We start from the raw sequence: 10,707 nt of genomic DNA, 5'->3' as shown, positions 1-10,707 counted from the left end.
CCGCTCGCGAACCTCAGGGGAAAAGGGTGGGGTATGCTTCGTCATGGCTCCAGTCTCTCAAGAGTTGGAGCCTCCGAAAATCCCGGGGCGATTCACATCAACGCTCGAGCCGGTGCGCGCCTGCTGGCAAATCTCTCCATGCCGACGAGCGCCTCGACGCTGCTGCGCCTCATGCACGCCGCGCCCCTGCCGCGCGTTGCACGAGCGCGGGCAATCGGTGTCGACGACTGGGCCTGGCGTCGTGGGCGCGCCTAGGGCACGCTCGTCGTCGACCTCGACCATCATCGTGCCATCTATCTTCTGCCCGACCGCAACTCGGCGACCTTCGAGGCTTGGCTGGCGTTACACACCGATCTGTAGATCGTCGCACGAGATCGCTCGACAGGCGACCCGCGTGCGGCCCAGGCTGTCGTCCCGCGTGCACAGCAAGTCGCAGATCGCTGGCATTTCCTTCTGAACGCGCGCCAGATGCTGGAGCGCTGGTTGGTCGGCGCTCATGCCCGCTTGCGTGCCATTCCCGTCCCCTCCGGCTCGGCGGCTCCCGCTCCTGATTACGCCCGCGACCACGCCTTCCACGCAGCCGCACAGATCAAGCTGCCGCGCAGGAGGCACAACGTTGGAGAGCCGTGCGTCATGCACAGGTCCAGCGCCGCCGCGCGGCCGGCGAGTCGATCATGGCGATCGCGCGCGATCCCTCTGGCACCGGCAACGGTGCGGCGCTACGCCTCCATGGATAGGCCCCCGGAACATGGCGAACGGCGGATCGGATCGAGTCAGCTCGACCCCTGGCTGGCCTATCTCAAGCGCCGCCGTGCCGAGGGCTGCGAGAACGGATTGCAGCTCCTGCGAGAGCTGCGCGAACACGGTTACGCGGGCGGCTCGCGGCAGGTCCACAAATGGCTGCAGAGTCGACGGACGAAGGTCGCGATCACCACACCCCGACGCTGGCGTGACGCCATCCCCGGCATGACGGCCCCGGCTCGGCCGAGCTGCCGGCGCGGCGCGAGCAACTGTCGGGATCGAAGGTCCTCGCCTGGATCATGACGGTGGCGCCGGACCGGCTGAGCCCGGCCGATAGCGCTCTTCTCGTGCGCATCGTGCAGGATCCCGACGCGGCCACCCTACACAGGCTCATCCAGCGCTTCGTCGTGTTCGTACGCGAGGCCGGGAGGAAAAGGAACGGATCGTCCGCACATGGCGATCGACGCCTGGCGGCGTTCGGGGCTTGGATCGTCGAGGCGAAGGCGAGCGGCATCCGAGCCGCGCAGACGTTCGCCAGCGGGCTCGTCGTTGATGCTGCCGCGGTAAGGGCAGCGTTGACGATGCCGTGGAGCTACGCTCAATCCGAGGGCCAGATTACGAAACTGAAGCTGATCAAGCGACTGATGTACGGCCGGGCCGGCTTCGACCTTCTACGCCGTCGCGTGCTTCTGGCTCCTTGACCCACACGAAATGACGAAGAGCCACTGAACCGAAGCACGTCCAAAAGGAAGTTGAGCCTGTCTCGGGTTGAGAGGCTACTCCGGTAATTTCGGTATAACTCTTTCGATCAGTCGCGAGAATAGAGCGTTGCATTCCCTCGTAATCAACGATCTGTGCTCAGAACGAATCGCCGGATTGCGCCGAGATCGGGTGTTGCGGGGACCCGCAACCAACGTCATCTGACAGAGCCCGCTGCGCCGAACGCGCAGCGGGCTTTTTTCATGGCCCGATGCCGCGTCTCACCGCGCCCCGACAGGTCGCCGGCTGCGCCGCTCGGCCTTGCGGGTCGCGGTCTCGCGCAGGTGCTGCTCGATGGCGTCGTTGGCCCGGCCGCGCATGTGGCGGATGGCGTCCACGTCGTCGAAGGTCTCGGGGAAGCGCCGCGACAGCCACAGATAGGCGCTGGCGAGCTTCACGGTCCGCTCCTGGTAGTCGAGCGCGCCCGAGAGGTTGCCGCGCAGAGCCGGGACCGTGAGGCCGGCGGCGCGCGCCTGGCACCAGCGCTCCAGCAGCCCCATGGCGATCTCGTCGCGCCGGTCGATCGGGCAGACCGAGAAGGCGAACTTCTCCTCGATCGGCAGCCGCGCCCGGTCGACGATCCGGGCCACCTCCAGCACCTCATCCAAGGCCGAGGGCTGGAACGGCGAGCCCGCGTAGAAAGTCGCCCGGGCGAAGTGGGTCAGCACCTCGTGCAGGCTGTGCGTGCGCATCTCCTCGGCCACCGAGCGGATCGCCCCGAGATCCGGGCGGACGAAGAAGCGCGTGTCGGCCGCCGGCGCCGTCGGGGCACCCGAGAGGGCGGTGCGGATCGGCTCGGCGCCGCACGGGTCGGTCGCCGCCACGTAGCCGACATCCTGGTGGCCGTAGCGGCCGGCCCGGCCGGCGATCTGCCGGATCTCGGAATGGGTCAGCGCCCGCTCGGCGGTCCCGTCCCACTTGCGCACCGCCGAGAACACGATCCGCTTCAGCGGGCCGAGGTTGAGCCCCATGCCGATCGCGTCGGTGGTCACCAGCACGTTGGCCTCGCCGGAGCGGAAGCGCGCGGCCTCGGCCCGGCGGACCTCCGGCGACAGGGCGCCGTAGATGGTCGCGACCCGGTGGCCGCGGGCGACGAGGACCTCGCGATTCTCGTGCACGGCCCGGCGGGAGAAGGCCACGACCGCGTCCCCGGCCTCGACCTTCTCCAGCGGCACCGGCTCCTCCAGCAGCAGGAGCGGCGACTTGCGGGTGAAGGGGATCACCTCCAGGGACTCGTCGGCGGCCTCGGCGGCGCGGCGGACATACGACAGGGCGTCGTCGGAGCCGCAGACGATCACGGTCCTGGCGGCGACGCCGAACAGCGCGTTGGTCCAGGCCCAGCCGCGGTCGGGGTCCGACAGCATCTGGATCTCGTCGATCACCGCGACGTCGATGGGGCGGGTCAGGTCGGCGGTCTCGATGGTGCGGGCGGTGTGGGTCGGGTCAGCCTCGCCCAGCACTTCCTCGCCGGTGATCATGCCGGCGCGCAGGCCCCGCTCGCGCAGGGTCTCGTAGTTCTCCAGCGCCAGCAGCCGGAGCGGCGCGAGATAGGCCCCGGTCTCGGCCGCCGTCAGGTGCTGGAGGGCCGCGTAGGTCTTGCCGGAATTGGTCGGCCCCATGTGGAACACGATCTTCCGGTCGAGGCGCCGGGCGGCGGTGAACCGCTCGATATAGGCGCCGAAGCCGACCTGATCGCGCAGCCGCCGCAGGCGCGAACCCTCGCGCGCCACCGCCTTGGCGTGGCGGCGGACGGGGGTGAGCGTGTCGTTGAGGCCGCGGGCGAGCTTCGGGCCGTACGTGAAGACCCGCGACCGGAGCGAGCGGTCCATGTGGGCGATGTAGGCGGCGGCGTCAGCCCCGACCTCGCGCAGGTCCACGAGGAGCTGCGCCCGCAGCCGGTCGACCGGCTTGTGCAGGGCGCGGGTCGCCTGGAGGGCCGTGCGCGCCACGGCCTCGCGCAGGTCCTCCAGCCGGTGGGCCGGGTCGTTCCGGGCGGCCATGCGGGCGAGGATCTCGGCCGCCTCCGGCTCGGGGGCCATGTCGAGGCGCAGGTCCAGGCGGCCGTTGTCGAGGAGCGGGATCTCGGTCCGGATCAGCCAAGTGATGCGGTGGTCCTTGGTGACCACGGCCCGGAGGTTGGGGATCGCCTTCCGGATCGCCGGGACGCCGGTCTCCGCGAAGGCCCGGGCGGCCCGCATCTCCCGGAGCGCCCGGGCGACGCGGTCGTCGTCGACCTCGGCGCCGTAATCGGGCAGGTCGAGCTGGGCGAGCAGCCGGTCGAGGTCGACCGCCTCCGGGGCGACGCCGAGCCGCCCCAGGGACTCGATCAGGCTCTCGATCGTCGGGCGGAGACGCTTGCGCGCCATGCGGTCACCTTCGGCAGAAGCGTCTGACGCCAACCCCGACGCGGTCGGGGGCGTTCCGGATCCGATCCATGCGCCGAACTGCGTTCGGGCGCTACGGTGACATCGTCTTTGCGAGCGCAGCGAAGCAATCCAGCAGCGCCACGGGTCCCAGCGTTGCGCGACACTGGGTTGCTTCGCTGCGCTCACAAAGACGGAATCTCACGGATGCCGCGCCGCCTCGGCGAGCCAGCCGCAGAAGGCCCGCACCGCCGGATCCTCCGCCCGTGGCTCCGGGACGTAGGTGTAGTAGCTCCGCGCCGGCAGGGCGGGGCCCGGGAAGGGCAGGGTCAGGCGGCCGGCCGCGACGTCGTCGGCGATCAGCCGCTCGGGCCCCATGGCGACGCCGAGCCCGTCGAGGGCGGCCTGGAGGGTCAGGTAGAAGTGCTCCAGCGTCACCGTGGCCCGCGGCGCCAGCTCCGGGACGCCCGCCGCCCGCAGCCAGTCGGGCCAGACCCGCGGCAGCGTCGCGGCGTGCAGCAGCGTGTGTTGCCGGAGATCCGCCGGCACCCGGAGAGGCAGCCGCCGCAGCAGGTCCGGGCTGCAGACCGGGATGCGCCGCTCGGACAGGAACGGCTCCGCGCGGTGGCCCGGCCGGCTGTCCGGCCCGCCCCGGATCGCCACGTCGAACGGCTCCGCCAGGCTGGCGAGGGGCACGTTCGAGGTGGTCAGCCGCACCTCGATCGACGGGTTGGCCCGCTGGAAGCCCGACAGGCGCGGGATCAGCCAGCGGAGTGTGAAGGTGGCCAGCGCGTTCACGTGCAGCAGGCGCGGCCGGCCGCGCTCGGCCTGCCGGGCGGTGGCAAGGGCGATGCGGTCGAGGGCGGCGCCGATCTCGGTGGCGTAGGCCGTGCCGGCCTCGGTGAGGACCACGCGCCGGTTGTGGCGCTCGAACAGCGGCAGCCCGAGCCAGCCCTCCAGCGTCTGGACGTGCCGGCTGACCGCCCCGTGGGTGACCCGCAGCTCGCCCGCCGCGCGGGTGAAGCTCCCATGCCGCGCGGCCGCCTCGAAGGCTTTCACGGCGTTGAGGGGCGGCAGGCGACGGTGCACAGGTCAGGTTTCCTCACGCGAGCGTCAGCATAAGTCGTTTGTCAGCTCCGGGCCAGGGCGCCATCCTGCCGCCGCACCACGAAGGATGGCTGGATGTCCGTCGCGTCCGATCTGACCGCGTCTTCCGAACCCGCGTCTTCCGAACCCGCGTCTTCCGAAACTGCGTCCTCCCGGGCCGCGTCCCTGCCGGACGCCCGGCGCACGCTGGTGGCCACCGGCGTGAACCACGCCCTGCACGACGGCTACACGGACCTGATCTACGTGCTGCTGCCGGTCTGGCAGGCGGAGTTCGGCCTCGACTACGTCGCCCTGGCCTTCCTGCGCTCCCTCTACAACGGCGCACTGGCGGCGCTGCAGATGCCGGCGAGCCGCCTCGCCCAGGCCTGGGGTGCCCGCACCGTGCTGGTGCTCGGCACGGTGCTCAGCGCGGCCGGCTACGCGATCGCCGGCGCCTCGGGCGGCCTCGTCGGGCTCGGGATCGGCCTCCTGCTCGGCGGCGCCGGCAGCAGCACCCAGCATCCGCTGGCCTCGGCGGTGATCGCCCGGGCCTACGGACCCGGCGCCCGCGGCCCGCTCGGCACCTACAATTTCACCGGCGATCTCGGGAAGGCGGCGGTCCCGCCCCTGGTCGGCCTGCTGCTGACCCTGACCGGCTGGCGGCACGCGCTCTGGGTGATCGCCGGCGCGGGGATCGTGGTCGCGCTCGCGGTCGCGCGCCTGCTGCCGCGTGATCCGGCGTCACGCAGCTGCGCCGCTGCGCGTCCGGCGCCCCATCCGTCCGCGACCGGGCGGGGGAGCGGCACGGGCTTCCGCCTGCTCGTCGCGATCGGCATGCTCGACAACGCCGCGCGGCCGGCCTTCCTGCTCTACCTGCCGTTCCTGCTGCAGGAGAAGGGCGCGGCGCTGACCACGGTGGGCCTCGCCCTGTCGCTGGTCTTCGTCGGCGGCGCGCTCGGCAAGGCGGTCTGCGGGCGCCTCGGGGAACGCCTCGGCGTGACCCGGACCGTGATCCTCACCGAGACCGGGACCGCGCTCGCGATCCTGGCGGTGATCGTGCTGCCGCTGGCCCCCGGGCTGATCCTGCTGCCGCTGCTCGGCGTGATGCTGAACGGCACCTCGTCGGTGCTCTACGGGACCGTCCCGGAGTTGGCGCCCGGCGGCCGGGTCGAGCGGGCCTTCGCGGTGTTCTACACCTGGACGCTCGGCGGCAGCGCGCTGGCGGCACCGCTGCTCTACGGCCGGCTCGGCGACGCCGCCGGCCCGCACTGGGCGGCCGTGGCGGCGGCCGGGACGGCGCTCGCCGTGGTGCCGCTGATGCTGGCCCTGGCGCCGCGCCTGAGGACGGCGCACCGGCAGCGGGCCTGAGGCGCGCCGTCCGCTCGGATCACCCGTCATCGCGAGCGCAGCGAAGCGACCCAGGGCAGCGGGACTTCTCGGCAGCGCGACGCCACCCTGGATTGCTTCGCTCCGCTCGCGAAGACGTTTGCGTCAGGCGTTTCCGAGGGTGCTGACCCTGACGGCCTCGGACCGGCCGTCCACCGCCACGTCCCGGATCTCCGCCGGCGCCACGCGGGCCGCCGCGTAGACCGCCTCCGACACCACCGCCACGCAGCCGAGGACCTTGGTCAGGCCCTGGAGCCGGGCCGCGACGTTGACGGTGTCGCCGAGCGCCGTGAACCGCGCGTCGGTGGCGTCGCCCATCTCGCCGACGATCGCCGGGCCGGCATGCACGCCGATCCCGTACCGGAGGGTGTGCTCCAGGTCGGCCGCCAGGAGCCCGTTCAGGGTGTCGACCGACTCGGCGATGAGGTCGATCGCCTTCAGGGCCTCCCGGGCGGCTGCCTCGGCTTCCGTCTCCAGGCCGAACAGGGCCAGCAGACCGTCGCCGAGGAACTGGTTGGTCGAGCCGCCGGCCTCGCGGACGGCGTCGCCGACCGCGCCCAGGAAGCGGTTGATGATGAACACCGTGTCGTAGGGCAGGCGCTCCTCGGCGAGCCGCGTCGAGCCGCGCAGGTCGACGAACATCGCCACGATGAAGCGCTCCTCGCCGGACTGCGCCCGGTCGAGCAGGTCGGCCTGGCGCATGCGCGGCTGCGGCGGCAGCAGCGGCACCACGGCCATGTCGGTCTCGGGCCGGAACTGGCAGGCGAGGCGCACCCCCGGGCCGGCCGCGATGCGCTCCAGCACCGCCCGCTCCGTGCGGCCGGGCGCCGGTGCCCCGTCGCTGCCGTCCGTCACCCGGATCCGGCAGGTCGAGCACCGGCCGCGGCCGCCGCAGACGCTGGCGTGGGGGATCCGGTTGCGCCGGCTCGCCTCCAGGACGCTCGTGCCGCGGGGCACCCGCACCACCCGGCCGTCCGGGTAGCTGAGCCGGATCGTGCCGCGCTTGATCTCGGCGAGCGTCCGCGCGCCGCGGGCCGCGATCACCGCCGCCACGAGGCCCGCGTAGGTCCCGAGCAGCCCGTCCCGGATCGCGGCGAGCCGCGCCACCTGTTCGGGCAGCCCGACATGGACCGGCCGGAGCGCCGCCGCGCGCCACGCCGGATCCTGCGCCAGGGTCAGGACCATCCGGCCGCCCTGCGCGAAGCCCAGCAGCGACAGGACCGGAACCAGCACCGCGAGCGCCAGCAGCCAGGGCGCCATGCGGTCGAAGCCGGGCTTCAGCCGCAGCCAGAAATACAGGCCCATGCAGCCGTGGATCCAGGCGACGACCAGGACCGTGACCTGCATCAGGCCGAGGATCGGCGAGGCGATCCAGAAGGCGTAGAGTTCCTGCGCGTAGCCCTTGTCGAGCCCCTCGGTGACGAAGGAGACCCGGGTCCCGACGATGTGGCTGATGAGCAGCGGCGGGATCAGCAGGCCCGAGACCAGCTGCAGGGTCTCGGACGGCCGCCAGTGGAAGAAGCGGGCCGCGTAGAGGGCCTGGAGCCCGAGCAGCAGGTGGACCACCAGGGCGCCGTAGAGCAGCGTCAGGCCGACGGGGTTGAGCCAGACGGCCGTGACGAGGTCGAGGCCGTCTTCCATGGCGTCGAGGGAGACGTTGCCCAGGGCGTGGTTCAGCAAGTGGGTCAGCACGTAGCCGAACAGGATCAGGCCGCTGGCCAGCCGGAGGCGCCGCAGGTTCAGGCGGAGCCGCGCGGCGCGCGGGGCGGACCGGGGTTGCGCGCCCGACTCGGCGGACCGGAGCGTCGCGATCGAGGCTGTGCGCACCATGCTGGAGGTCCGAGGGGATCGGTTCTGGGCCCGCCATTCACGGGCCCCTCGTACCAGCAAGACTTCCGCGGCGTCCGATTTATTTCTAATCGCCCGCGCTCCGCCGGATCCCGGCGACGCGGATCGCGCGGGGCCGCCCGCGCCGGAGCCCCGATGCTGGATACGTTCTTCGCCCGCGCCGCCGCCGCGGTGGCCTCTGACCTGATCGGCGCCCGCCTGTTCGTCGGCGCGGCCGGCGGGATCATCGTCGAGACCGAGGCCTACGACAGCACCGATCCGGCCTCCCACAGCTTCCGCGGCCCGACCCGGCGCAACGCCAGCATGTTCGGCCCGCCGGCCCACGCCTACGTGTACCGGTCCTACGGGATGCACTGGTGCCTGAACCTCGTCTGCGAGCCCGGCAGCGCCGTGCTGCTCCGGGCCCTCGCGCCGACCGAGGGGCTTCCCGCGATGCGGGCGCGCCGCGGCCTGGAGGATCCGCGCCTCCTCTGCGCCGGCCCCGGCCGCCTCTGCCAGGCCCTCGGCGTCACCGACGCGCTCGACGGGGCGCCCCTCGCGCGGGCGCCGTTCCGGTTCGAGCCCCGCGCTGCGGGTGATTCCGGGGGCGTCGACGTGGTCAGCGACCGGCGCATCGGCATCACCCGCGGCGCCGAGACGCCCTGGCGCTTCCTGCTCGCCGGCTCCCGGTTCGTGAGCCGCCCGGCGCGGAAGGCGGGGCCGGCCGCCGGCTGAGGGCGGCCGCCCGCCGCGCCCCACCTCGCGCCCCGCCGCGGCCGCCGGGAACTTGGGCATCCGCCTGCGGTTCCCCGGTCGTGGACGAGGGAGCCCCAGCATGCTGGCGATGAACTACCGCGGACCGTACCGCGTGCGCGTCGATCGCAAGCCGATCCCGGTGTGCGAGCATGTTGAGGATGCGGTCATCCGAGTTACGCGGACCTGCGTCTGCGGATCTGATCTTCACCTGTACCATGGAATGGTGCCGGATACGCGCGTCGGCATGACGTTCGGCCACGAATTCACGGGCGTTGTTGAGGAGGTCGGCTCCGGCGTGCGCAATCTCGCCGTCGGCGACCACGTGCTGGTCCCGTTCAACATCGCCTGCGGCCGCTGTCACTTCTGCAAGCAGGGGCTGTTCGGGAACTGCCACGAGGCGAACGCGCAGGCGACCGCGGTCGGCGGCATCTACGGATACTCGCACACCGCCGGCGGCTACGACGGCGGCCAGGCCGAGTACGTGCGGGTGCCCTACGCCGATGTCGGCCCCTGCAAGATCCCCGAGACGATGGACCTCGACGACGCGGTGCTGCTCACCGACGTCGTGCCGACCGGCTATCAGGCGGCCGAGATGGGCGGGATCCAGCGCGGCGACACCGTCGTGGTCTTCGGCGCCGGACCGGTCGGCATCATGGCGGCGCGCTGCGCGTGGCTGTTCGGGGCCGGGCGGGTGATCGTCATCGACCACGTCGAGTACCGGCTCGACTTCGCGCGGCGGTACTGTCCCGCCGAGGTCTACAATTTCCGCTCGATCGGGGATCCCGTGGTCTTCCTGAAGAAGACCACCGACTCCCTCGGGGCCGACGTCTGCATCGACGCGGTCGGCGGCGACGCGGCGGGGAGCGCCCTGCACACCCTGATGGGGACCAAGCTGAAGCTCGAGGGCGGCTCGGCGGTGGCGCTCCACTGGGCGATCAACTCGGTCAAGAAGGGCGGGATCGTCTCGATCGTCGGGGTCTACGGGCCGACCGGCAACCTGATCCCGATCGGCAACGTCCTGAACAAGGGCATCACCATCCGGGCCAACCAGGCCTCGGTGAAGCGCCTGCTGCCGAAGCTGATCGCCCATATCGAGGCGGGCCGCCTGAACCCCAAGGAACTGATCACCCACAAGGTGCCCCTCGAGGAGGCCGCGGATGCCTACCACCTCTTCTCGGCCAAGCTCGACGGCTGCATCAAGCCGGTCCTGGTCCCCCCGACGGCACGCGCGTGAGGAGGGGGCGATGAGAAACCGTCCGATCGATCCGTCGACGGTCCCGGGCTGGGGCGTCGACGCGGATCCGCAGAACGATCCGACCTACCCGATGCGCGACATCGCGCGCGACGACAGCCGGGGCATGAACTGGACGCGGCCGCCGCAGCAGCGGGCGCGCGTCGAGGTCCTCACCTCGATCGAGTACAACGCCCGGCCGGCGGTCGTCGGCACGTCGACCCCGCCGCGCGGCGTGAGCGGCGTCATCCGCCGGCAGGCGTTCCGCTACAGCGAGTCCCAGTGGGCGCACTGGCTGATGCTGATGGCCGCCGACCGGGTGAACGTGGTCGAGGGCGTGGTCGACGACCTCGCGCGGGGCCGCGTCCCCAACGTCCCGGCCGAGATGGGCGCCCGGGCCGAGCTGGCCCACAACCGGTCCGGGCTGGCGGCGAAGCTCGCGCTGACCGGCGCGGCGATCGGGCTCGGGATCCTGGTCTCGCGCCTGGCCCGGGCGCAGCGGCGCTAGGGCCGCCCCCGGACGACGGCGCGGGGAACGGCTTTCGCGGCGGGTCCTCC

At 72.3% G+C, this 10,707-nt stretch carries 7 protein-coding genes and 1 pseudogene; 5 read left to right on the top strand and 3 right to left on the bottom strand.

Going from position 1 to position 10,707, the window contains the following annotated elements; translation table 11 throughout:
* Positions 1 to 99 precede the first annotated feature (99 nt).
* Positions 100 to 1,442: pseudogene (locus tag ABIC30_RS26160) on the top strand (ISL3 family transposase); the annotation flags it as partial.
* Positions 1,443 to 1,721: 279 nt separating this feature from the next.
* On the opposite strand, the gene ABIC30_RS26155 reads toward ABIC30_RS26160, so the two are convergent.
* Positions 1,722 to 3,866: a helicase-related protein gene (locus ABIC30_RS26155; RefSeq protein WP_354456339.1), complete on the bottom strand. Its 2,145-nt coding sequence runs from the start codon at positions 3,864 to 3,866 to the stop codon at positions 1,722 to 1,724.
* A 198-nt stretch (positions 3,867 to 4,064) separates the two neighbouring features.
* The gene (gene gcvA / locus ABIC30_RS26150; protein ID WP_234081632.1) at positions 4,065 to 4,952 is read right to left on the bottom strand and encodes a transcriptional regulator GcvA; all 888 of its coding nucleotides are present in this window, start codon (positions 4,950 to 4,952) and stop codon (positions 4,065 to 4,067) included.
* A 93-nt stretch (positions 4,953 to 5,045) separates the two neighbouring features.
* On the opposite strand from gcvA, the gene ABIC30_RS26145 reads away from it, so the two are divergent.
* On the top strand, positions 5,046 to 6,317 hold the full coding sequence (locus ABIC30_RS26145; protein WP_234081633.1) for an MFS transporter: 1,272 nt from the start codon (positions 5,046 to 5,048) through the stop codon (positions 6,315 to 6,317).
* 123 nt (positions 6,318 to 6,440) lie between these two features.
* Here ABIC30_RS26145 and ABIC30_RS26140 read toward each other — a convergent pair whose 3' ends face one another.
* The gene (locus ABIC30_RS26140; RefSeq protein ID WP_234081635.1) at positions 6,441 to 8,165 is read right to left on the bottom strand and encodes an adenylate/guanylate cyclase domain-containing protein; all 1,725 of its coding nucleotides are present in this window, start codon (positions 8,163 to 8,165) and stop codon (positions 6,441 to 6,443) included.
* A 153-nt stretch (positions 8,166 to 8,318) separates the two neighbouring features.
* Between ABIC30_RS26140 and ABIC30_RS26135 the strand changes: the two genes are divergently transcribed.
* From ABIC30_RS26135 to ABIC30_RS26125, 3 genes are all read left to right on the top strand, one after another.
* On the top strand, positions 8,319 to 8,897 hold the full coding sequence (locus tag ABIC30_RS26135) for a DNA-3-methyladenine glycosylase (protein ID WP_234081637.1): 579 nt from the start codon (positions 8,319 to 8,321) through the stop codon (positions 8,895 to 8,897).
* Positions 8,898 to 8,997: 100 nt separating this feature from the next.
* Entirely contained in the window at positions 8,998 to 10,152 is a 1,155-nt protein-coding gene (locus ABIC30_RS26130) for a zinc-dependent alcohol dehydrogenase (protein WP_354456337.1), read from the top strand.
* Positions 10,153 to 10,162: 10 nt separating this feature from the next.
* A complete protein-coding gene (locus tag ABIC30_RS26125; RefSeq protein WP_020096065.1) occupies positions 10,163 to 10,657 on the top strand; it encodes a hypothetical protein in 495 nt (164 codons plus the stop codon).
* Positions 10,658 to 10,707: the final 50 nt, after the last annotated feature.

Source organism: Methylobacterium sp. 1030, from assembly GCF_040544715.1.
Classification (GTDB): domain Bacteria; phylum Pseudomonadota; class Alphaproteobacteria; order Rhizobiales; family Beijerinckiaceae; genus Methylobacterium.
This window is presented reverse-complemented; position numbering and strand designations above follow the sequence as displayed.

Bases quoted from the DNA above. Each gene is read 5' to 3' on its own strand.
- ABIC30_RS26155 (WP_354456339.1), bottom strand. From the start codon at position 3,866: ATGGCGCGCAAGCGTCTCCGCCCGACGATCGAGAGCCTGATCGAGTCC.
- ABIC30_RS26145 (WP_234081633.1), top strand. From the start codon at position 5,046: ATGTCCGTCGCGTCCGATCTGACCGCGTCTTCCGAACCCGCGTCTTCC.
- ABIC30_RS26140 (WP_234081635.1), bottom strand. From the start codon at position 8,165: ATGGTGCGCACAGCCTCGATCGCGACGCTCCGGTCCGCCGAGTCGGGC.
- ABIC30_RS26135 (WP_234081637.1), top strand. From the start codon at position 8,319: ATGCTGGATACGTTCTTCGCCCGCGCCGCCGCCGCGGTGGCCTCTGAC.
- ABIC30_RS26130 (WP_354456337.1), top strand. From the start codon at position 8,998: ATGCTGGCGATGAACTACCGCGGACCGTACCGCGTGCGCGTCGATCGC.
- ABIC30_RS26125 (WP_020096065.1), top strand. From the start codon at position 10,163: ATGAGAAACCGTCCGATCGATCCGTCGACGGTCCCGGGCTGGGGCGTC.